Here is a 23,990-nt window from a genome sequence, read left to right as displayed (position 1 = left end):
CAGGCAGAGCTGGGTGAGAGAGGAAAGGTAGGTTTTCTTTTCTTTCGGCCTTGTACTTACTTCTAAGTTTGTGCTTGTGTTTAGCTTTGTGTCCACTCTTGGGTTTGCGTTCACCCCGACTTTATGTTCACATTCAATTAAAAAGTATATATATAACCAGTTCATTTAAATAGAATCATTCCAATACTATCAATTCCATGATTACACCCGGCATCCTCCCCACCGTCCTTCGGGGCGGCGGAGGCCGCCATCCCCTCTGCACTGCGGAATCCCCACAAGGGCAAGGGGGACACAGTTCCCTTTCGACGGCGGAACGCCGTATCTCCACCGCGCAGCCACCTCCCCTTCTCTTAAAGGTTAAGAGAAGGGGCCGGGGGATAAGATTTTGAAACATTATGAAACATACCCTATTATTTCTTCTTCTGATCTGTGCCTCCTCGTTGCAGATCACCGTTGCAGGCAATCGTCCGAAACTGACCGACGACGAGTTGATGACCCTTGTCCAGAAACAAACCTTCCGTTATTTCTGGGATTTTGCCCATCCCGAATCCGGCCTGGCGCGTGAGCGCAGCAACGACCGTCTGGAAGTTGCGACGATCGGCGGTTCCGGCTTTGGCGTGATGGCAATTATAGTCGGAGTGGAGCGCGGCTTCATCACCCGTGAGCAAGGAGCAGAACGTCTGCTCAAGATAGTAGAGTTCCTCAACAAAGCCGACAGCTATCACGGCATCTGGGCACATTGGATGGACGGTGCAACCGGAAAGACAATCCCCTTCAGCCGTAAGGATGATGGTGCCGACCTGGTAGAATCCGCCTTCATGTTCGAAGGACTGCTGGCAGCCCATCAGTACTTCGACCGGGATACTCCCACTGAAAACCGGGTGCGGGGACTCATCAACTCCCTCTGGCATCAGGCCGAGTGGGACTGGTTCACCCGTGGAGGTGAAGATGTTCTCTATTGGCACTGGTCACCCAATAACGGCTGGGCAATGAATCATCAGCTGAAAGGGCAGAACGAGTGCCACATAGCCTATGTGCTGGCTGCCTCTTCACCTACTTATCCCATCTGCGAATCGGTCTATCATAAAGGATGGGCCAACTCGATCACCTTTAAGAACGGGAAGGAGTTCTACGGCATCCGTCTGCCGCTGGGCACCGACTTTGGCGGACCGCTCTTCTTCACCCATTACTCTTACCTCGGACTCGACCCGCGCGGGCTTAAAGACCGCTATGCCGACTACGGTGAGCAGATGAAGGCGCATACCCTGATCAACCGTGCCTATTGCATTGACAACCCGAAGAAGTACAAAGGATACAGCCGCAAATGCTGGGGACTGACGGCAAGTGACAACCATCTGGGCTACTCGGCGCATTGCCCGCAGAACGATCTGGGAGTGATCACTCCGACCGCGGCCATCTCTTCTATTCCTTATACTCCAGAACATTCTCTGGAAGCTATGCGTTACTTTTACGAAGAGTTGGGCGACCGCCTTTGGGGAGAATACGGCTTCAAGGATGCCTTCAACCTGACCGAGAACTGGTTTGCACCTTCTTATCTGGCCATCGACCAGGGCCCTATTGTGGTAATGATTGAGAATTACCGCACGGGGCTGATCTGGAAACTGTTCATGAGCCATCCCGATGTGCAGAGAGGGCTGAAGAGACTGGGGTTCAGTTCAGAATCAAAATAAATAAGATAAAGGTTCACCACAGAGTAACACAGAGTCTCACAGAGTTTTGATTTTTTATTAATGGGATTTCTAAAAAGAAAAAACTTCTCTGTGAGACTCTGTGTTACTCTGTGGTGAAAACATACCGTTACAACCATGAAACAGCTATTTCTCCTTTTACTCTTCTTCCTGTCCCCGGCTCTTGCTCCCGCACAGGATATGCGGCAGGATACCTACTGCAATCCGCTGAACATAGATTATACATATATGATCTATAACTCCGACAAGGACATCTCTTACCGTTCCGGTGCCGATCCGGCGGTGGTCAGGTTCCGTGGCGAATACTATATGTTCGTCACCCGCTCCAATGGCTACTGGCATTCTAAGGATCTGCTGAACTGGGACTTTATCACTCCCAAAAACTGGTATCCGCAGGGAAGCAACGCCCCCGCCGCCCATAACTACAAAGACTCTGTGCTCTACGTCACCGGCGATCCGTCCGGTTCGATGAGTATCCTTTACTCCGACGACCCGAAGCGGGGAGAATGGAAAGCCACCCCCGCCATCTTGCATAACCTGCAGGACCCGGACCTGTTTATCGACGATGACGGTCAGGCCTATATGTTCTGGGGATCGTCCAATATCTATCCCATCCGGGGAGTGGAGTTGGACAAGAATCACCGCTTTCTTCCCAAAGGAGAGGTGAAAGAGCTTTTCAGCCTCGACATGCTCCGCCACGGTTGGGAACGTTTCGGCGAGAACCACAGCGACACGGTTCTGGGAGGTTATATCGAAGGCCCGTGGCTGACCAAGCACAACGGGAGATATTATATGCAGTATGGTGCTCCCGGCACTGAGTTCAATGTCTATGCCGACGGCGTTTATGTAGCCGATCATCCGATGGGGCCTTACACCTATCAGAAACACAACCCCGTGTCGTATAAACCGGGCGGATACATGAACGGTGCCGGACACGGAAGCACGGTCCAGGGCCCCGGCGGAGCGTACTGGCATTTTGCTTCGATGGCCCTTTCCATCAATGTCAACTGGGAACGCCGCCTCTGCATGTTTCCTGCCGGATTCGATAAAGACGGCATCATGTACGTAGATACCCGTTTCGGAGATTATCCACGTTATGCCCCCGCTGTGCCCGGCAAGAGGGGACGGTTCCGGGGATGGATGCTCCTGTCTTACCGCAAACCGGTGACAGCGTCTGCCGTGAAAGGCGGATTCGGACCTGCTGCGCTGACGGACGAGCTGACCAAGACCTTCTGGCTTGCTGAGGCGAACGATGAACGTCAGTGGGTGATGATCGATCTGGAGAACCCTGCCCGCGTTTGTGCCGTGCAGGTGAACTATCACGACTATCAGAGCGATATGTACGGCCGGATTCCCGGCTTGCGCCATCGCTACGTTATCGAGGGTTCTACCGACGGAGAGACCTGGAATACGCTGGTCGACCGCAAAAGCAGTTATAAGGACACACCGAATGACTATGTGGAGCTTGAGACTCCGGCCACGGTGCGTTACGTCCGGTATAGGAACATCGACGTACCCACTCCGAATCTGGCTATCTCCGAGTTGCGCGTATTCGGCCTCGGCTCCGGCAAAGCTCCCCGCCGTCCCGGCAAACTGACCCTTGACCGGCATGCCGACCGGCGGGACATCACCATCCGTTGGGAACCAGTGAAAGGTGCGCAGGGGTACAATGTGCTCTGGGGCATCGCTCCCGATAAGTTGTACAGTTCGTGGATGGTATACGACGGCACCGAGTTGCTCATGAAATCTCTGACCACCGACCAGGATTATTATTTCGCCGTGGAGGCCTTTAATGAAAATGGTGTATCTTTACCCTCCGAACCCCAATATGTAGAATAATCCCGAATAGCCATGAAACAGTTTGTTCTTTTCTTCCTCAGTCTCTTCCTGCTGACCGTGGGTGCCCGTTCGCAAGAGGCGTATCAGAAAAAAGTATTCATCTCCTCCCGGGGAGATTCGCTGAACTACCGTTTGCTTCGTCCGGAGTCGGAAAAGCCGGGGCAGCAATATCCTTTGGTGCTCTTTCTGCACGGTGCCGGCGAGCGGGGGAGCGACAACGAGAAACAATTGACACACGGTGGACAGATGTTTCTCAACCCCGTGAACCGTGAGAAGTATCCGGCATTTGTCCTCGTGCCTCAATGTCCGGAGAAGGATTACTGGGCATACGCCTCCCGCCCTTCTTCGTTCGTTCCTTCGGAGATGCCGGTGGGACAGGAGATCACTCCCGTCTTGCGTGCGGTAAAGGAATTGCTGGACACTTACCTCGATTTGCCTTCGGTGGATCGTGACCGCGTTTACGTAGTGGGTCTTTCTATGGGAGGCATGGCGACGTACGACCTTGCCATCCGCTTTCCGGATACATTCGCCGCCGCCGTCCCCATTTGCGGCACGGTGAATCCCGGACGCCTGGCCGATGCCGTGAGTGTCCGTTTCCGCATTTTCCATGGGGATGCCGATAACGTAGTGCCGGTAGAAGGCTCTCGCGAGGCTTATAAAGCGTTGAAGAAACTTGGAGCAGAGGTGGAATACGTCGAGTTTCCCGGTTGCAATCACGGCAGCTGGAATCCGGCTTTCAACTATCCCGGATTCATGGAGTGGCTCTTTGTCAGCCGAAAGAAGTAAGGTGCCAGGAGCTCACCCTTTCTTAATCCGTGGTGCTTTCTTTCTGTTGATTACTTATTCGTCGGCGGGACTAACTGTCTTCTTTGGGAGACGATCAGGATTAAGCCTTCTCTTCGTAGTCACCGTTTGCCTTAATCAGTTCGATCAGTTTTTCCACGGCTTCTTCTTCGGGAATATTCTTCTCGATGCACTCCTTCCGTTTGTAAAGGCTTACCTTGCCACGGCCGGCACCCACGTAGCCATAGTCGGCATCCGCCATCTCGCCGGGTCCGTTGACGATACATCCCATGATGCCTATTTTCAGTCCCTTCAGGTGTGAAGTGGCTGCTTTGACGCGGGCAATCGTACTTTGCAGGTTGAACAGTGTCCGTCCGCATCCCGGACAAGAGATATACTCCGTCTTGCTGGTGCGGATGCGTCCCGCTTGCAGGATGCCGAAGGCGGTAGCGTCGATCACCGCATGGCTCAGTTCCCCTTGGTTAAAGAGATAAATGCCGTCACACAGACCGTCGAATATCAGTGCTCCCATGTCCGCACCGGCCTTGATTTGCAGATCTTCGGCTGCATTTTCGGAGTAGTGCTGGAAGAAGATGACCGGGTTCTGCAACCCTTCCACCGTCAGTTGATGGGCCAGCGCACGATGTTCGCCTACGCGGTTCGGGTGGTTGCTTTGCGAGATCACCACTACTTCGGGATGTCGTTTCAGGCAGGCCACTACCTCGTCCGTAAGTGCCATATAAGGAATAAAGAAGAACTTCAGTCCGGCGGCGCACGTTTCCATCAGCTCCAGTTGGGCATAATTGAAAGCGGGCCACGTGTCCGGTTCTCCTTTCCACACGTCGGCGTCGAGGATGTATTGCATACCTTTTTCCGGCTGTTCGGGCAGTTCACGTCCGGCGTAGATATAATCCGGCGTGAATTGCGGGTTGGTCTCCGTCCGTCCGTCCATGCGGTCGGCAAGCACTACCGGCAGATGGTCGCCGCCAATGTTCCGCACCGGTTGCGTTTTGCGCCTCGTCGGAGAGAGGTAGTCGAAGTCCGGTGCCTCCATGCCGGGGATGTATGGGTGATCCTGTCTCCCAACGATGTAGTCGACCAGTTTGCGTGCCACGGGAATTTCGGCTTCCGGCTCCTCACTCAGTGAGACGCGGATGGTGTCGCCCATTCCGTCGGACAATAAAGCACCGATGCCCAAGGCCGATTTGATGCGTCCGTCTTCTCCGTCGCCAGCTTCCGTCACACCCAGGTGAAGCGGGAATGCCATGCCTTCCTGTTCCATCACGGCCACCAGCAGGCGTACGGTTTTCACCATTACCACTGTGTTGGAGGCCTTGATCGAGATTACGACATCCGTGAACTTCTCGTCCACGCAGATGCGCAGGAATTCCATGCACGACTCTACCATACCTTCGGGCGTGTCGCCATAGCGGGACATGATGCGGTCGGACAGTGAACCGTGGTTCACGCCGATGCGTATGGCCGTATGATTTTCTTTGCAGATATTGAGGAAAGGAACGAAGCGGTCGCGTATCTTCTGCAGTTCGGCGGCATACTCCTCGTCAGTGTATTCCAGTTGCTTGAACGTGCGTCCCGGGTCTACGTAGTTGCCCGGATTGATGCGTACTTTCTCCGCATATCGGGCTGCCACGTCGGCTACCTTCGGGCTGAAGTGTACATCGGCCACAAGCGGAACCATGTATCCGTCACTGCGCAGTCCGATGTTGATGTTCATCAGGTTTTCGGCTTCTTTCACCCCTTGTGTGGTGAGGCGGACGTACTCTCCGCCGGCATCTACGATGCGCTTTGCCTGAGCCACACAAGCTTCGGTGTCCTGCGTGGCGGTATTGGTCATCGACTGGATTCGGATAGGGTTGGAGCCTCCCAACGGAGCAGCCCCGATGTTCACTTCCGAAGTTTCCCACCGGGAGTAGTTGAATAAATCCATTTTGTTGTATGTAATTGGAGTCGCTTTACGACGGGACGATTTACTGCTTACAAGAGGAGTGCCGAAACTCACCACAGAGGACACAGAGTAACACTGAGTGAATTTAAACCATTGATTATCCATATTGATAATTTGTGAAAATCTGTGTAATCTGTGGTGAAAAGAGTTCCGCCTCCTCCCGTAACTGGTAAATCGTCCGTCATAAATCTTCTCAGTTTGTTTTAAACTCGTATTTGATCTCTTTCAGCTCTTCATTAGCTTTTACGATCTTCTTTTTCAGCCCCTCCTTATAGGCAATGAATTTCGTTTCGAGTTCTTTGTTTTCCAATGAAAGCATTTGTACGGCAAGGATGGCAGCGTTCAATGCTCCGTTGATGCCTACGGTTGCCACAGGGATTCCCGGAGGCATCTGTACGATGGCCAGAAGCGCATCCATTCCGTCGAGAGACGACTTGATAGGTACACCGATTACCGGCAGCGAGGTGGAGGCGGCAATCACGCCCGGCAGGTGGGCGGCCATGCCGGCAGCGGCGATTATTACTTTAATGCCGCGTGAGCGGGCATTCTTGGCAAACTCTTCCACAGCTTCGGGAGTGCGGTGAGCCGAAAGCGCGTTCATTTCGAACGGCACGTGAAGGTCATTGAGCAACTGAGCGGCCTTCTCCATAACTGGAAGGTCGGAAGTGCTACCCATGATGATGCTTACAATTGGGGTCATATTGTTTTAATTATACGCTAAATGTTTTCTTTCTTTAGACTTGCATGGCTTCGGATTCACCACAGAGGACACAGAGGGCACAGAGAATATTTTTCTCTTTAATATCTTATGAAGGAAGAGATTAAAACTCTGTGTTCTCTATGTCCTCTGTGGTGAGGTCTCTTTATTCGTTCACCAATGCCTTGTAACTTTCTGCATTCAGCAGGTTGTCAAGGTCGGCAGCATTGGCAGGTTTCATTTTGATGAGCCAGCCTTCGCCGTATGGGTCTTTATTCACCAGCTCGGGGTTTTCTTCCAGTGCGGGGTTTTGTTCCAGTACTTCGCCTGCAACGGGCAGGAAGAGGTCGGAGATGGTCTTTACTACTTCGATGGTACCGAACACTTCGTTGGCTTCCAGGGTTTCGCCTTCGGTAGGAATGTCGACAAATACGATGTCGCCCAGTTGTTCCTGTGCATAGTCGGTGATACCTACATAAGCTATGTCGCCCTCAAGGCGGATCCATTCATGTTCGTTGGTGTACTTTACATTCTGTGGGAAGTTCATAATGATTAGTTTTTAGGATTGATACTATGTTTAAAATAAAAATATACGGAACAATACGTTGCTGAGCGGGTGGAGCACCAGCAGCGAGCAGACGAAACCGACGGTAAAGCCGGCAAGGACTTCGCCCAGCGTGTGATGTTGCAGGATGATGCGTGCCGAGCCTAATATCCCTGCTATGAGGATGAAGAGGCAGAGCCACCACACCGGGTTGTAGCTGAAGAGCGCACTGAACGAGACCAGTCCGCCTACGATACCGCCCATGCCTGCCATGTGTTCGCTCAGCTTCCACTTCAGGTTGACAAAGATGCAGATGACCAGCACGACCAGCGAGGCCAGTATGATACCTGTCATATACCAGGGGATGTTCAGTTTGTGCATCATCATCAGGCAGAAGACGTAGGAGATGATGGTGAGCAGGATCGGCACATAGCGTTTCTTGCGGTCGCTCAGGTCCTGGCGGGCAAAGCCGTTCACTTTGCGGAACAGGAAGATGGTCATGGTGGGCATCAGGATGGTGAAGCAGTAGACAATGCCCAATACGATGAGCTTGTACTGCAACGGCATGATGCGCAGGTAAGAGAACAGGAACAATACGAGGAAGGCCAGAAAGGGGATAGAGAATGGAGTCAGTATTCCCGAAATGATTCTGGCCGTACGGATCAGTGTCCTGTCAGCTATGATATGTTGCTCTATCTTCTCTTCTTCAGCCATTGGGTTTTGTTCTTTTTGATTATGCTTTTTTATTTTCTCAGTCTCGCCACCGGGATGTTGAGTTGCTGGCGGTACTTGGCCACCGTCCGGCGTGCGATGGGGTATCCTTTTTCTTTCAGTATTTCGGCCAGTTCATCGTCGGTCAGCGGTTTCTTTTTGTCCTCGCCGTCGATGCATTCTTTGAGGATTTTCCGTATTTCACGTACCGACATCTCTTCGCCGTCTCCGGTGGTATATCCGTCGCTGAAGAAGAACTTCAGGGGATAGATGCCGTAGTTGGTCTGTACATATTTGCTGTTGCTCACGCGCGAGATGGTCGATATGTCGAGTCCCGTACGTTCGGCCACGTCTTTGAGGATCATCGGGCGGAGCAGCGACTCGTCGCCTTCGAGGAAGAAGGGGCGTTGCAGGTCGATGATGGCCTGCATGGTGGTCATCAGCGTATTCTGGCGTTGCTTCACCGCGTCGATGAAGCCTTGCGCAGCATCCATCTTCTGTTTGAGGAACATCATGGCCTCTTTCGATTCTTTGGACTGGTTGGCCTTGTTCTTCGTATGTTCCTCCACCATCTCGGTGAAGTCGCGGCTCATGCGCAGTTCCGGCAGGTTCCGGTTGTTGAGGCTGATGTTGATGGTTCCGTCGTCGTAGGTATCGACGATGAAGTCGGGGACGATCTGTTGCAGGTTCCGTCCGATGGCTTCACCCAATGACGCACCCGGGCGCGGGTTGAGCTTGGTGATCTCTTCGAGTGCCTTGTAGAAGTACTCTTCGTCCAGTCCGAGCTTCCTGATGATCTTCTCCCAATGCTTCCGGGTGAATTCTTCGTAGCACTCGCTGATGATCTCTTCTTCGGTTGCTAACAGGGGGTCCGCGGTATGCGGTTGTTTTTTCCGGCGGATCTGGATCAGCAGGCATTCTTGCAGGCTGCGCGCGCCGAGGCCGGGAGGGTCGAAGTCCTGTACGATTTTCAGGGCTTGTTCCAGTTCTTCTTCCGTCGCGTTGATGCCGGCATAGATGGCCAGTTCATCGCCGATGCTTTCGAGCGACTTGCGGAGCAGGCCGTCATCGTCCAGCGAACCGATCAGGTATTCTGCCAGTTCGCGCTGATGTTCGGTCAGGTCGCGTTCGCCCAGTTGCTCTCTCAGGATTTCGTAGAATGACGTGGCGTCCGAGAATGGGATCTCTTCCGCCTGCTCGCCTTTGGAGCGGTTGTTTTCCTGGAGTTTATAGTCGGGGATGTCATCTTCGGTCAGATAGTCGCTCAGAGAATCGTAGTCCGTATCGCCTTCTGCTTCCCCTTCGGCGGTTTCGGCAGGGGTGGTTTCGTCGGAGGCGTTTTCTTCTTTGCCTTCTTCAAGGGCGGGATTCTCCAGCAGTTCGGCATGTACACGGTCTTCCAGTTCCACAGCCGGTAGCTCCAGTAGCTTCACTACCAGAATTTGCTGCGGTGAGAGCGTTTGTATCTGCTGCTGCGCCTGCGATTGTATCTGACGGGAACCTTGTGCCATACGTTGAATGCTTTACGTTTTTTTTGTTTCTCGCTACAAAAGTAATGAATTGTTCGATATAGCGAAATGATTTATCCGATAAAAGGAGTTAAAGGAGGAAACGGGCGGAGAAGGCGGCGGAATTAAAGCTTTCCATCTTCTTTGCCAATTCATCCTTTGTTTATATCTTTGCCTTCATAACTTAAATACATACCATTATGTTCAGCAAAGAGACATATATGCAGCGCAGAGCCCTGCTGAAAAAAACATTAGGCTCCGGAGTATTGTTGTTTTTGGGTAACGACGAGTGCGGGTTGAACTACGAGGACAATACGTTCCGCTATCGTCAGGATTCCACCTTTCTTTATTACTTCGGCCTTTCGTTTGCCGGACTTTCTGCTATAATCGACATTGATGAAGATAAGGAAATTATATTTGGCGACGAGCTTACCATCGATCACATCGTGTGGATGGGTACACAGCCGACGCTGAAGGAGAAGAGCCAGCGGGTGGGAGTCAGCATCACCATGCCTTCGGCGGACATCATCGGCTATCTGCACAAGGCGGTGCAAAAGGGCCAGGCCATCCATTACCTGCCTCCTTACCGTGCCGAGCATAAGCTGAAACTGATGGACTGGCTGGGAGTGCCTCCCGCACGCCAGGAAGGGTCAGTGCCCTTTATCCGTGCGGTGATCGCGCAGCGGAGTTACAAGTCGGCCGAGGAGGTTGTCGAAATCGAGAAGGCTTGTGACATCACGGCAGATATGCACCTTATTGCCATGCAGATGCTGCGCCCCGGGATGGTGGAGTGTGAAATAGCAGCTGCCATGCAAGCCGTGGCGCAGGCCAATGAAGCCGAACTTTCGTTCGCCACCATCGCTACGGTGAACGGACAGACACTTCACAACCACTATCACGGCAACACGGTGAAGCCGGGCGATCTGTTTCTGATCGATGCCGGTGCCGAGACGGAGATGGGATATGCCGGCGACATGTCGTCCACCATCCCTGCCGATAAGAAGTTCACGCAGCGGCAGCGCGAGGTTTACGAGATACAGAATGCCATGCATCTGGAGTCGGTGAAAGCACTCCGTCCGGGCATTCCTTATATGGACGTGTACGATTTGTCGGCACGCGTGATGGTCGAAGGCCTGAAAGGACTCGGGCTGATGAAGGGAAATGCCGAAGACGCCGTACGTGAAGGTGCGCATGCCCTGTTCTATCCTCACGGATTAGGGCACATGATGGGGCTCGACGTGCACGATATGGAGAACCTGGGCGAACTCTGGGTGGGCTACAACGGACAGCCCAAGAGCACGCAGTTCGGCCGTAAGTCGCAGCGTCTCGCCATACCGTTGGAACCGGGCTTTGTACATACCGTTGAGCCGGGCATTTATTTCATCCCCGAGCTGATAGACCTGTGGAAGGGACAGAAGAAGTTTACCGACTTTATCAATTACGATAAAGTGGAGACGTACAAGGACTTCGGGGGCATTCGTAACGAAGAGGATTATCTGATTACGGAAACGGGGGCCCGCCGTTTAGGAAAGAAGATTCCGCTGACACCGGACGAGGTGGAAGCGCTAAGATAATTTTTTTTTCATTGTAGCATTGCTAAGATGCGAATCCAGGTGATGCACGTTTTATTTTATTTACTCGGATGAAAATCCGATTGTGATTTTAATTTGTGTTAATGTTGGGATTGTCCGGATGTGAATCCGGGCAATCTTTTTTTTTATCGATTTTTTTAAATAAAATCGGGAAAGGATTGTTTTTCTGATTTTAATAAGATACTTTTGTTGAAAATCTGAATCGTTTACTGTCTTAGGCGGAATTTAGTCATTGAAACGGATATTTGCCGTTTACGAAATAAGAATGTTACTGATTCTGATAAGACATTATACGGAGATAACTTAACTTTTTTTTTTTCATAGCATTATGATGTCACTTAGATGTGAATCGGGGTGGCAGATCTCTTTTATAATAAGATAATATTAATGAATTTTTCTAATTGACAAAGATTGTTTGGATGTGAATCCGGGCAATCTTTTTTTTGTTGTTTTTTGAAAAAAAAGAGAAGAAAGAGTTGTTTTTTAAATTTTAAGGGCATACCTTTGGGAGAATTAAATAATTTTCTAATACTAACCTTTACTAATCCTATAAAAACATGAGTGGATTGTATTATAACTTGGCGTTGCGAAACAGTGATCTGAGAGATAAAGATTCTGAAAAGCTGTATTATTGTGTTTTAAAAAACAGAGGAATGGTGGATCAGGATACGTTTGTCAATTATCTGAGCCAGATCACCGGAATAAAAGAGGCTATATGCCTGGGAGTACTCTCGAAATTGGGAGCGGCTGTCATCAATTATCTGAAAGACGGGCAAAGTGTTGATATTCCGCATTTGGGTACTTTTAATCTGACTGCGAGCAGCACCGGCGTGAAAACGCTTGATGAGGCGAAAGCGTCACAAATAAAGGCTATCAATCTACGCTTTTCTGCTAAGGAAGAGACTGACTTAGTGCTGAGTCGTTGTGCGTTAACCCGAAGCGTCTCATTAACAAATACAAATGATGTGATTAAAGAGAAGGATCCAAGCGGTGAAATCGTGGATGATCCTACTGCATAGTCAGTATAAAATATTTATTTATAACTTTAGATAAGCCGCTGGGAACAGCGGCTTTTTTTATTACAAATAGGCTTTCTCTGAAAAATCTCTCAAAAAGGCCTCCATCTCGAGACTTAAGTCTTGGCGGGGGAAGATTTAAATCTTGAAAAATCATCGCTTAAGCGATGATTTAAAAGGGGCTAAACGCTTGCTTTGGCGGATTGGTAATATATCTTTATTCTTTCTGTTTGGCTGTCTTGGTGCTATATTTATACAATATATGAGCTTCGTTTTTTTGCCGGATATTTTCTCTTTCTTTCTCTCTCTACTTCTTCTGATAATTCTTGTTTTTTATGCATCGATACACTACTTTTGTCCGTTACAGACAGAAAAACGATAAAACCATTCACAAATATTCAATTCATAAACTATGCGTAAATTAAAAAATGTCCTCCGGGCATCTTCATGCTGTGCTTTTTCAATCTTAATGTGTCTCCCGGCCGCCGGGCAGAATGCATGGAGCGAAGCTGACTGCGTGACCCTGCTGGACAGTACCTCGGTAACCGTGCAGCCAAACGGCTCCGGAAGTTTTGCCGTGTACAAATCGTTTAAAGTACAGACTCCCAAAGGGGCAGTGAATAACCATGTGATCAAGTATGATTATGATCCGCTGACGGCCTTTGCCCGTTTCAAGCAAGTCACCGTGCAGCGTGCCAACGGCGAAACCATACAGGTGGACGTGACCAAGACCTGCGATTATGCCGCTCCGGCAAGGGCTATTTATTGGGGAGCCCGTCAGATCATGCTCGAACTCGGACGCCTGGAGCCGGGAGATGTCGTTTCCTACGAAATCAGTAAGAAAGGCTTTACTTATGCTCTGCTGGCAGGAGCTGAAGATGATGACGCACGTTTCATTCCGCCCATGCGCGGGCAGTTCTACGACATTGTTCCTTTTTGGGTGAATGAACCCACCCGCCGCAAGGTATACGTTGTCAGTATGCCGATGGAAAAAGAGCTTCAGTTCCAGTTCTATAACGGTGCCTGTACCTCGTCAATGCGTTATGAGGACGGGCGAAAGGTATATACGTTTGCCGTGGACGAAGTGCTTCCTTTCCGGAAAGAGCCCAATATGGTGGATCTTTTTGACGAAGCCCCGAAGCTGATGATGTCGTCTACCCCGAAATGGGAGGATAAGTCGCTCTGGTTTCACGACTTGAACGAGGCATACGGCAGTTTTGCCGCACTGCCCGAGGCTCAGAAGAAAGTGGACGAACTGATAAAGGGAAAAAAGACCGAAATGGAGAAAATCGCCGTATTGACCCATTGGGTAGCCGATAATATCCGTTATGCAGGCATCACCATGGGCGAAGGCGAGGGCTTTACGCTCCATAATACGAAGATGAACTACACCGACCGCTGCGGAGTATGCAAGGACATTGCCGGCACGTTGATCTCTTTCCTGCGTATGGCGGGATTTGAGGCCTATCCGGCCATGACGATGGCGGGAAGCCGCATCGAAAGCATCCCTGCCGATCACTTTAACCACTGTGTGGCAGTGGTGAAGCTGGCGAATGGGACGTATATGCCCCTCGATCCTACCTGGGTTCCTTTCTGCCGCGAGTTGTGGAGCAGTGCCGAGCAGCAGCAGAACTATCTGCCCGGCATTCCGGGAGGTTCCGACTTGTGCCTGACTCCGGTTTCGGCTCCCGAGAATCATTATGTCCGCATCACTGCCGATAACAAAATCGATGCAAAGGGCACGCTGAAAGGTTCGTTTACCATCACCGCCGAAGGTCAGTCGGACAGCAGCATCCGCCGCATCTTTACGCAGGGCTGGCAGACCGAATGGCAAAGCACGATGGAAAGCCAGTTGCTCAACGTGTCTCCCAAAGCCCGTATGCTCGGAGTGGACTACGGAAAGGCGCCGAAGGATTATCAGGCAGGCCCCATTCGCATCACGTTCCGTTACGAGATACCGGACTATGCGCTGGTCGGTGACCGGGAATTATTGTTGAAACCGATGGTGATGAACAACCTCTATACGAGCGTTCTCTCGTTCCTGCGCATCGATACCGGCTTGGAAACCCGCCAATACGGCTTCCGTGATGCTTGCTCTCGTCTGGTCGAATTGGACGAAACGATTGCCCTGCCTCGGGGATACCGCTTAGTGGGAGAGCCGCGCAGCGAACAAAAGGCCGCTCCGGCAGCCGACTTCGAAGGCTCGTTGCAGCAGGTTGGCAACAAACTGGTGCTGAAACAGAAACTCGCCTTGAAGAAGCGCATCTATCGGGCAGCCGACTGGGAAGGATTCCGTGCTGCGGTGAATGCCTACAAAAGCTTTGCGGATTATTTGATTGTTAAACTCTAAAAAGATGATCGTCACACATGACTAAAATATATACCCTTCTGCTCCTCTGCCTGTTTGCGCTGACTCTTCCGGTCACCGCCCGGGAAGCGGAATTTAAGAAAATCAAAGAAAGCTGGACCCTGCAGGCTGATGGTACGCAGGTTTATCGTCAGTCGAAAGTCCTGACGCTGTACACTCACACGGCCATGAACCGCACGTATGGGGAGTCGTTCATTACGTACGATCCCCGTTATCAGACTTTGCAGATTCACGAGTCGTATACCCGCCAGAAAGACGGAAATATCGTCAAGACCCCCGCCAATGCTCTGGTCGAAGTGCTTCCCTCGGCAGCAGCCAATGCGCCGGCATTCAATGCTTTGCGCGAGATGGTAGTCGTACACACCGGGCTGGAACTCGGAGCTACCATCTATCTGGACTATTCCATTACAACCAAACCGGGATATTTGCCGGGGATTCAGATCTGCCGGTTGCTGGAGCACTCTTCGCCGGTGAAGGAGTACGAGATCAGCATCACCGTTCCCCGGGGGCAACATTTGGAATATGCCCTTAACAACCACAAGGCGAAAGCTTCCGTAACCGAATCCGAAGGGATGAAGCAAGTCAGCTGGACCCTGAAGAATCTGCCCGCCCTCAGCCGTGAGCCGCAGGTGTCGGTGATCGGCGGTGATTTGCCTCTGCTGACTGCCACGACTGAGGAGAAACCCCTGTCGTTTCTGACGTCACAATGGCAACCGGAAGGAGATGCAGGGATTCGTGCGCTGGCCGGAAAACTGACTGCCGGAGCGAAGGATGATAAAGAAAAAGTAACCGCGATACGTGACTATGTGATTGATAATCTTTACTATTCGTTCCTCCCGTTGGCGGAAAGCGGTTATCGCATCCGTCCCGCCGCAGAGGTGATCCGTTCGGCATACGGCACGGAGGCCGAGAAGGCGAATCTGATGGCCGCATTGCTGAAAGCGGCCGGACTGAAAGCCGGGATAGGGGCGGTCTGCGCTCCGTCCGAGAATACGGCATCACTGGGAGTAGGCAGCATCCGCGAACTGTTTGTGTGGACCGACGCCGGAGGCAGCCAACAGGCTCTGTCACTGAAAGGCAAAACTCCCTCAGCCGTTTCCTGGCAGAAAGATTATGCCTATGTAGCTTCATTGACGCAGCCGTTTGAACTGAATCTTCCACCGGTTACCCTGAGAAAAGACTATGCATTGCAGCCCGACGCGGCAAATGCCAAAGATGGCTATCTGGTCCTCACCCTCCCCGTAGAGCGTGGCAGCCTGGCCGGTTCCCAGTACGTCCGGTTCAATAGCCAGCGCACTTCGAACCTTTTGTTGCCCGGACTGGCGGATGAATCTTTCACCTATACCGTAGATACTCCTGCAGGTATGGAGCCTGTCACTCAGCCGATGGAGAAGAAGATGGACAATGCCGTAGGTACATTAACCATTTCCATCCGTCCCGAAGGAGCGAAAACGCGAGTGACCCGGAGCCTGAAGTTGAAGAAACAGATGATTCGCCCGGCGGATTATGCCGCTTTCCGTCAACTGATGACAGAGTACGGGGCAGTAGACGGGTTGACATTAGTGTACAGAAGCAAATAAAACCTGATAAACAAACAGATCCATGAAAAAACTTATATTGCTCTTATTCTCCGCACTTTTTGTGCTGTCAGCCCAGGCTGAAGATGTGCTGCGCCTGATGACCTATAACGTCCGCAACGCCAATGGTATGGACGGTATATGCAATTATCAGCGTGTAGCCAATGTGATCAACAACGCCCGTCCGGACATCGTTGCCATCCAGGAACTGGACAGCATGACTGCCCGGAGCAACCGGACCGATGTTCTCAAGGAACTGGCGGAACGCACTCAATTGCATCCCTGCTTTGCGCCTGCCATCGATTATGACGGAGGAAAGTACGGCATCGGCCTGCTTTCGAAGGAGACTCCGCTCCGTGTGCAGACCTTCGCCCTGCCGGGACGTGAAGAGGCACGCACGATGCTTGTCGCCGAGTTCCCGGAGTATGTCTTTGCGTGTACGCACCTCTCTCTGACCGAAGAGGATCGGATGAAGTCTCTCGAAATCCTGAAGTCCGTTGCAGCCGATACCCGGAAACCTTTCTTCCTTGCCGGTGACTTCAACTCGGATGCCGACTCCGGCTTTATCAAAGATTTGAAGAGTACATTCCAGATACTTTCCAACCCGAAGCAGCCCACTTATCCGGCTTCCGAACCGAAGGAGACGCTCGACTACCTGATTGCTCTGAAACAGGAAACGCCTACTTTTGTTGTCAACTTGGCCCGGGTGATCGATGAGCCTTTGGCATCCGATCATCGTCCTTTGTTGGTAGAAGTACGGATGGCGGTACCCGAGAATCGGATTTGCCGTACCAAACCCTATCTTCAGAATCCCGTGGGAGGTGGAATCACGGTGATGTGGCAGACCAACGTGCCGGCCTATTGCTGGGTGGAGTACGGCACGGATCCTTCCAACCTGAAACGCGCACGTACCCTTCTGGATGGTCAAGTTGTTTGTGGCAATACTCTTCACAAGATTCGCCTCGATAGTTTGCAGCCCGGACAGAAATATTATTATCGTACCTGTTCGCAGGAGATCCTGCTTTACCAGGCCTACAAAAAGGTGTTTGGCAATACAGCCCGTACAGAACTCAGGGAGTTCACGTTGCCCGCAGCCGGTGATGACAGTTTTACGGCCGTGGTGTTCAACGACCTGCATAAACAATCGAAGACGTTTCAGGCATTGTGCGAACAGATAAAGGGGATTGACTATGATTTTGTAGTGTTCAACGGCGATTGTGTGGACGACCCCGCCAATCACGATCAGGCAACAGCCTTTATCAGCGAACTGACCGAAGGCGTGGAGGGTGACCGCGTACCTGTCTTCTTTATGCGCGGCAATCACGAGATCCGGAATGCCTATTCGGTAGGCCTGCACAGCCTGTTCGATTATGTAGGCGATAAGACTTACGGCTCCTTCAACTGGGGAGATACCCGTATCGTAATGCTCGATTGCGGTGAAGATAAGCCGGATGATCATTGGGTATACTACGGACTCAACGATTTTACGAAGCTGCGTAATGACCAGGTAGGATTTTTGAAGCGTGAGCTCGCTTCCAAAGAATTTAAGAAAGCCGCTAAGCGGATTCTGATTCATCACATTCCGCTTTACGGAAACGACTACGAGAATCTGTGTTCCGGGCTTTGGGGTAAACTTCTGGAGAAAGCACCTTTCAATATCAGCCTTAACGCGCACACACATGAATATGCCTATCATCCCAAAGGCAGCCTTGGCAATAACTTCCCGGTGATTATCGGTGGCGGTTATAGCATGAAAAGTGCAACGGTAATGGTGATTGAGAAGAAGAAGGATATACTCAGAGTGAAAGTACTCAACACCCAAGGAGAAGTGCTGCTGGAACTTACGGTCTGACAACGGACACCCCGATAAACGGACAGGAGGGTATCCAAACTCAGATTTAGAAAAGGAGAACTTTTCATTTGAGACTTGTGCACTCTTATCAACAATGAAAAGAGCCATATCAAACTCTATTTTGAGTAATGATATGGCTCTTTTATATTTATGGATTACAGTTTGTAACTTTTTAGAGTGCTCGCTTTAGTTGCGACACATTCACCTCTTTTATTTAATTATTCAAGTTTCGGAAGTGCAAGTTCTCGTTTATAGTTGACAAAAAAGCAAGTATCCCGACTTTTGACTGGAAATTCCATTCGTGAGGCGGAGAAGCGAACACTGAAATCAATCACCTGAAAAACAATATTTTCAAAGCATAAGACTCCTCTTCTCAAAAGCTGTGTTTTAACACAGTGTTAAAGCTTATTTTTTAGATGCAAATAACAAGTGTTTTAAATGCAAAAGGCTTGTTGTTTGCGCACAAGAATCAAACGTCTGAAAAAGGCGTTAACAATGTTAATTGAAGAAAGGTATAAATATGCCGGTTCAGACGGCATAAATCTACTTCCGAAACTTAAGTTAATTATGCATGTAATTCAAGTACAAATCTGCTTCCTTTGGTATAGCTGGTGTCCAGTGTCAGGCTACCGTTCATCTTGGTAGCTATCAGGGCACAGATAGGTAGTCCCAATCCGTCTCCTTCCGTCAGATCTTTAATCTCAGTGAAAGGTTTGAACAGGTTTTCTTGCTTTTCGGCGGGAATGCCCGTACCGGTATCCGAGATGATAAACTGATGCGTATGTGCGCCTCTCTTCTTGAAGTCGAGGAAGATCTTTCCGCTTTCGGTATATTCCGCAGCGTTCTTCAACAAGTGAATCAGTATCCGTTCCAGTTGTTCCGGATTGGTCTTGATCTGGAGTTTGGCGGCGTTTACCACGGTCGACACTTCCGGTTGTACAAACTCTTTTACCTTATCCATGGTAGCTTCACAGAAAGTATTTACGTTGATCTCTTTCATCTCATAAGGCTCGGTCAGAGAATTTTCCAGTGTGGAAAGTTCCTGTATGTCGTTACTGAACTTCTTCAGAGCTGCTACCTGTCCCTGCATCTGTTGTGCCTGCTGAGGAGCTTTGTTGGACAGTTCGGCGGCTGAAGAGGCCAGTGTATCCAACGTAGGTTCCATCTGTGCTGATATATTCTGGATGAACTGTGTCTTCAATTCGTTGTGTTCATTGGCTATCTGTACGCTTTTCTTTAGTTTGCGGTTCCCGGCAATGAAGCGGAGCAGTACGATGGCGATGAAGATCAGACCGGCTATCAGGATGACGACAAGCGTACATAATCCAACAATCATATACTGTTTTCCGGACAGCGTATCGTCTTTTTCCTGAATGATCTGCTGGCTTTCGTCATATTTGCGTTTCAATACGTTCAGTTCATCTTGTGCTGTTAGTGCCTTTACCGAATCGGTCCAGACAATGAAGTTCTCGTACGTGCGGGCCACCAAGGAGGCATTGTTTGACTTACGGCCGATGGCAATCAGGTTCTTATAGCATTCGTTTACCTTTTCGTAGTTCTTCTGGGCTTTGTATTGATTAATCAATTTCCGGAAGCAGGCGTCCCCTTGTGCGTTTTGGCCGAAAGTGTAGTAATAGTTTGCCTGCGTGTACAGGAGGTTCTCACTTAGCGAATCGTTCTTTGCCTGGCCGGCGGTTTCCGCCAGTTTGTCCAACTGTGCTTTGGCTTGTGCGGCATTCTTCAGCCCGATATACATTTGTAATCTCTCTTTGGTGATTTGAAAGCGCAACGGATAGAATTGCTTCTGTTCCTTTTGTTCGCCCGCCCAGACTAACTGTTCCATTCCCCTGCAGAGGTCGAATGCTTCTTTATAATAATTCTCACGATGGTAAAGAGCAGCTCCCTGAATTCCACATTCCACGGCTTTCGGATAGTTTTCTTGTGCCGCGAAGGCGCCATAGGCTTGGATGAAAAGATAACGCGCTTTGGTATATTCTTTTTGTTCCAGACTGCTTTGCGCTTGTTTCATCAGTTCATTTGCTCTGTTTTGTGTGCCTTGTGCATCGACGATTGTGCTAAAACAAACGAGGATGGTCAGGATTAAAGTCGATATTTTCATACGATATGGTTTTAAACAGTGACAAAGTTAAAAAATCTTTGTAAGAACCTCTCATTTACCCCTTTTATTTTTCATTTCTTCCTCAATTCTTCCTTTGAGAGTTATGACAGGCATTGCCGGCTGATGGGGTAGTGGATAGTATTTGATAATTCAAGCATAGATTTTACAAATAATGCTCTCTTTCGGAGTTTTATTTGTAAAGTCTATGTCTGAAAAACATAAGGATGTGTCTTTTTAATATTTGAAGCTGCTTCCTCCCAGGAACTCTCTAAGAAGTGAGGTCGGAGGAATCTCCTTATCCTGTACCGGAGTGAAATATTTGATAAACTTCAGTAGCCGGTATGCTTCGGCATATTCCGGGCAGTTACGTGGCACGCTGGTCAAGATGGGTTCGGCATGGCAGCGGAGCACGGCAAATTCAAATAACAGGGCGGAGTTGAACATCACGTCGGCATTCTCCTGATAAGGGAAAATCCACTTGTCTTCTCCGGCACGCACGCTGGGCCAGCGCGAAATGGTTTCCTGCGCAGAATAGCCACGATAGTTGAAGTCACGGATAATGCGGCGCAAAAGCCGGTTGTCCGTGGTCGGAATCCAGTTATGGTCGTCCAGGGAGATGGTTGTCAGAGCAGATACATAGATTTTATATTTATTCTCTGCCGGGATTTGCGGAGTGAGTTCCGGGTTCAGGGCATGAATCCCTTCAAGAATCAATACCGTATGTTCGTCAATCCGCAGTTTGTCGCCTTTATATTCTTTCTTTCCCAGCATGAAGTTGTAGCGGGGCAGTTCTACTTCCTCACCACGCAGCAGAGCTTGCAGTTGCGCATTGAATAATTCCAGGTCGAGGGCATAGAGCGATTCATAATCATAATTGCCGTTTTCATCCAATGGAGTTTCTTCCCGGTCTACAAAGTAGTTGTCCAGTGAGATGGGATAAGGCTTTAACCCGTTTGTCATCAGCTGGATGGAGAGCCGCTTGCTGAAGGTGGTTTTGCCGGATGATGACGGTCCGGAGATCAATACCAGTTTTACACGGTTCCCGTTTTCTCCCCGGTGGAAGATGCTGTCGGCTATTTGTGCTATTTTCTTTTCCTGCAGTGCTTCTGCCACATTTATCAGGTCGGTGGCATGTCCTTCTTCACAGGCTATGTTGAAATCTCCCACATTGTTCAGCCCCATAATGTAGTTCCAGCGCAAATGCTCTTTGAAGACATCGAGCATCTTCTCTTGTTTCACTACCTCTTCCAGTACGGTCGGGTTTTCTTTGTTGGGAATACGCAGTAACAGCCCGTCGTAGTACTTAACGAGGTCGAACAGATGAATAAATCCCGTACTTGGGAGTAAATTACCATAATAATAGTCCGCAGTGCCACCCAAAGTATAATAATAGGTATAGATGGAGCCGGAAGACTCAAGCAGTTTCACTTTGTCATTCATGCCCCGCTCGCTGAATACACGTACGGCTTCAGTGGTGTGGCATTCGATACGGTGGTAAGTGATATTCTCCGTAATGATTTCCTGCATGCGTTTCTTTATTTGCGACACATCCTCCAGAGTGATGGCCCGGCCGATGCGCAAATTGCAGAAGTATCCCTTGGATACGGGGTGCTCTACAAAAAGTTTGCCATTCGGAAAGAGTTCGCTGACTGCCTTGTAGAGTACAAAACAAAGAGAACGTACATATGTACGCATTCCCGAAGAATCTCTTACATCCAGAAACTCTACATCCTTATTGTTATATACACGGAAGTTGAGTCCTTCAGAACGATTATTTACTTTGGCACTGACTACCTGATAAGGAAAATTAAGATTGAAACCGTAATAAATATCCAAAAGTGAGCTTCCAATAGGGAATTCTTTAGAAATATTATTATTTTTGCAATATATTTGTAACATCTGTTTCATTTCACGTCGTTTAGGGGTGAATAGTACGGATAAATATATCACATAATTGCTAAGAAGACAAACAACCACTAAAATAATTATAGATGGAATATTCTTTTTATGATTTTTTAAAGCTCATTGGCTCATTAGGACTTTTTCTTTATGGAATGAAAATCATGAGCGAGGGCTTACAGAAAGTCGCAGGTGACAGATTGCGAGGAATCCTGACAGCAATGACCACGAACCGGGTAACGGGAGTTTTAACAGGAGTGTTGATCACCGCCCTTATCCAGTCTTCTTCGGCAACGACGGTGATGGTGGTCAGTTTTGTAAATGCCGGTTTGCTGACTTTGGCCGAGTCCATTAGTGTGATAATGGGTGCCAATATCGGTACGACAGTTACGGCCTGGATCATTTCCATTTTTGGGTTTAAAGTTGATATGGCTGCTTTTGCCCTCCCTCTTTTAGCCATTGCCCTTCCTCTTATCTTTTCCGGTAAAAGTAACCGTAAGTCTGTCGGTGAATTCATTTTTGGTTTTTCTTTCCTCTTTATGGGGCTTTCGTATCTTAAAGCAAACGCGCCCGACCTGAATGCCAATCCGGAAATGCTTGCTTTCGTGCAGAACTATACCGATATGGGATTCTTCTCCGTTCTGCTCTTTCTATTTATCGGTACTATTCTCACAATGATCGTTCAGGCGTCTGCCGCAACGATGGCTATTACTTTAATTATGTGCGCCAACGGATGGATTAGCCTGGAGCTTGGTGCTGCATTGGTGCTGGGCGAGAATATCGGAACCACGATTACAGCAAACCTGGCTGCCCTGACAGCCAATTCGCAAGCGAAACGAGCTGCTTTGGCCCATTTCGTTTTCAACGTTTTCGGTGTGATCTGGGTATTGATTATTTTTCATCCCTTTATGGTATTTGTCAATTGGGTGGTGGATAGTTTCTTCCATCCGGGAAGTGCCGAAGTAGCCATTTCTTATAAGTTGTCTGCTTTCCACTCTATCTTTAATATATGTAACGTCTGCCTGCTGATTTGGGGAGTGAAACTGATTGAACGTACCGTGTGTGCCATTATTCGTCCGAAAGAAGAAGACGAAGAGCCACGTTTGCGTTTCATTACCGGTGGCATGCTTTCCACGGCCGAACTTTCAATACTTCAGGCCCGCAAGGAAATCCATTTGTTCTCCGAACGTATTCACCGTATGTTTGGCATGGTGCAGGATCTGCTGCATACGGAGAAAGATGACGACTTCAATAAATTATTCAGCCGGATTGAAAAGTATGAGAATATCAGTGATAACATGGAGTTGGAGATAGCCAATTACTTGAATCAAGTGTCTGAGGGACGATTAAGTTCGGAAAGTAAGCTTCAGATACGTGCCATGCTTCGTGAGGTGACTGAGATTGAAAGCATTGGCGACAGTTGTTATAACCTGGCACGTACCATCAGCCGAAAGCGTCAGACCAATCAGGATTTTACAGAGAAACAGTATGAACACATTCACTTCATGATGAAGCTGACGAACGATGCCCTGTCACAAATGATTGTCGTGGTTGAGAAACCCGAGCATCAGAGTATCGATGTCAATAAGTCGTTCAATATTGAAAATGAAATAAATAACTATCGTAACCAACTGAAGAATCAGAACATTCTGGATGTGAACAATAAAGAATATGATTATCAGATGGGTGTTTATTATATGGATATTATTGCCGAATGCGAGAAGCTTGGTGACTATGTGGTAAATGTAGTGGAAGCAAGCAGTGACGTAAAGGAAAAGAAAGCATCTTAACTGGCCGATGAATCGTGAAC

16 protein-coding genes are annotated in these 23,990 nt (G+C 49.4%); 9 read left to right on the top strand and 7 right to left on the bottom strand.

Annotation, left to right across the window (positions count from 1 at the left end):
* Nucleotides 1-395: 395 nt before the first annotated feature.
* The 3 genes from KO473_RS19345 (at nt 396) to KO473_RS19335 (ending at nt 4,334) form a co-directional block, all read left to right on the top strand.
* On the top strand, nt 396-1,691 hold the full coding sequence (locus tag KO473_RS19345; RefSeq protein WP_122130700.1) for a glucoamylase family protein: 1,296 nt from the start codon (nt 396-398) through the stop codon (nt 1,689-1,691).
* A gap of 135 nt (nt 1,692-1,826) precedes the next feature.
* The gene (locus tag KO473_RS19340) at nt 1,827-3,548 is read left to right on the top strand and encodes a family 43 glycosylhydrolase (protein WP_122130701.1); all 1,722 of its coding nucleotides are present in this window, start codon (nt 1,827-1,829) and stop codon (nt 3,546-3,548) included.
* A gap of 12 nt (nt 3,549-3,560) precedes the next feature.
* Nucleotides 3,561-4,334, top strand: coding sequence for a prolyl oligopeptidase family serine peptidase (locus KO473_RS19335; protein WP_122130702.1), 774 nt, complete (start codon nt 3,561-3,563; stop codon nt 4,332-4,334).
* Between the two features lie 100 nt (nt 4,335-4,434).
* On the opposite strand, the gene KO473_RS19330 is transcribed toward KO473_RS19335, so the two are convergent.
* From KO473_RS19330 to rpoN, 5 genes are all read right to left on the bottom strand, one after another.
* Nucleotides 4,435-6,279 (bottom strand): 4-hydroxy-3-methylbut-2-en-1-yl diphosphate synthase, encoded by a 1,845-nt coding sequence (locus tag KO473_RS19330; RefSeq protein WP_216035139.1) that lies wholly within the window; start codon nt 6,277-6,279, stop codon nt 4,435-4,437.
* Between the two features lie 211 nt (nt 6,280-6,490).
* Entirely contained in the window at nt 6,491-6,997 is a 507-nt protein-coding gene (gene purE, locus KO473_RS19325) for a 5-(carboxyamino)imidazole ribonucleotide mutase (protein ID WP_005781966.1), read from the bottom strand.
* 163 nt (nt 6,998-7,160) lie between these two features.
* Nucleotides 7,161-7,541, bottom strand: a complete 381-nt coding sequence (gene gcvH, locus KO473_RS19320) for a glycine cleavage system protein GcvH (RefSeq protein ID WP_122130703.1) — start codon at nt 7,539-7,541, stop codon at nt 7,161-7,163.
* A gap of 30 nt (nt 7,542-7,571) precedes the next feature.
* Nucleotides 7,572-8,252 (bottom strand): hypothetical protein, encoded by a 681-nt coding sequence (locus KO473_RS19315; protein ID WP_005781968.1) that lies wholly within the window; start codon nt 8,250-8,252, stop codon nt 7,572-7,574.
* A gap of 29 nt (nt 8,253-8,281) precedes the next feature.
* Nucleotides 8,282-9,760: an RNA polymerase factor sigma-54 gene (gene rpoN, locus KO473_RS19310; protein WP_005781969.1), complete on the bottom strand. Its 1,479-nt coding sequence runs from the start codon at nt 9,758-9,760 to the stop codon at nt 8,282-8,284.
* Nucleotides 9,761-9,957: 197 nt separating this feature from the next.
* Here rpoN and KO473_RS19305 point away from each other — a divergent pair, with 197 nt between their 5' ends.
* The 5 genes from KO473_RS19305 to KO473_RS19285 all read left to right on the top strand — a co-directional run bounded on the left by KO473_RS19305 (nt 9,958) and on the right by KO473_RS19285 (nt 18,162).
* On the top strand, nt 9,958-11,331 hold the full coding sequence (locus tag KO473_RS19305; protein WP_005811625.1) for an aminopeptidase P family protein: 1,374 nt from the start codon (nt 9,958-9,960) through the stop codon (nt 11,329-11,331).
* A 575-nt stretch (nt 11,332-11,906) separates the two neighbouring features.
* On the top strand, nt 11,907-12,368 hold the full coding sequence (locus KO473_RS19300; RefSeq protein WP_005791311.1) for a DNA-binding protein: 462 nt from the start codon (nt 11,907-11,909) through the stop codon (nt 12,366-12,368).
* Between the two features lie 409 nt (nt 12,369-12,777).
* Nucleotides 12,778-14,715 carry a DUF3857 domain-containing protein gene (locus KO473_RS19295; protein ID WP_122130704.1) on the top strand — a complete coding sequence of 646 codons (1,938 nt, stop codon included), beginning with the start codon at nt 12,778-12,780 and terminating at the stop codon, nt 14,713-14,715.
* A 17-nt stretch (nt 14,716-14,732) separates the two neighbouring features.
* Nucleotides 14,733-16,313 (top strand): DUF3857 domain-containing protein, encoded by a 1,581-nt coding sequence (locus KO473_RS19290; RefSeq protein WP_122130705.1) that lies wholly within the window; start codon nt 14,733-14,735, stop codon nt 16,311-16,313.
* Nucleotides 16,314-16,335: 22 nt separating this feature from the next.
* A complete protein-coding gene (locus tag KO473_RS19285) occupies nt 16,336-18,162 on the top strand; it encodes an endonuclease/exonuclease/phosphatase family protein (protein ID WP_005822301.1) in 1,827 nt (608 codons plus the stop codon).
* A gap of 565 nt (nt 18,163-18,727) precedes the next feature.
* Here KO473_RS19285 and KO473_RS19280 read toward each other — a convergent pair.
* Together KO473_RS19280 and KO473_RS19275 are read right to left on the bottom strand one after the other, a co-directional pair.
* Nucleotides 18,728-20,281, bottom strand: a complete 1,554-nt coding sequence (locus KO473_RS19280; RefSeq protein ID WP_122130706.1) for a HAMP domain-containing sensor histidine kinase — start codon at nt 20,279-20,281, stop codon at nt 18,728-18,730.
* A gap of 234 nt (nt 20,282-20,515) precedes the next feature.
* On the bottom strand, nt 20,516-22,189 hold the full coding sequence (locus KO473_RS19275) for a nucleoside kinase (RefSeq protein WP_005822293.1): 1,674 nt from the start codon (nt 22,187-22,189) through the stop codon (nt 20,516-20,518).
* An 83-nt stretch (nt 22,190-22,272) separates the two neighbouring features.
* Here KO473_RS19275 and KO473_RS19270 point away from each other — a divergent pair, with 83 nt between their 5' ends.
* Nucleotides 22,273-23,970 carry a Na/Pi cotransporter family protein gene (locus KO473_RS19270; RefSeq protein ID WP_005822290.1) on the top strand — a complete coding sequence of 566 codons (1,698 nt, stop codon included), beginning with the start codon at nt 22,273-22,275 and terminating at the stop codon, nt 23,968-23,970.
* Nucleotides 23,971-23,990: the final 20 nt, after the last annotated feature.

Source organism: Bacteroides sp. HF-4919 (assembly GCF_018860125.1).
The sequence above is the reverse complement of the archived record's forward strand: the minus strand, read 5'-3'. Positions and strand labels throughout refer to the sequence as shown.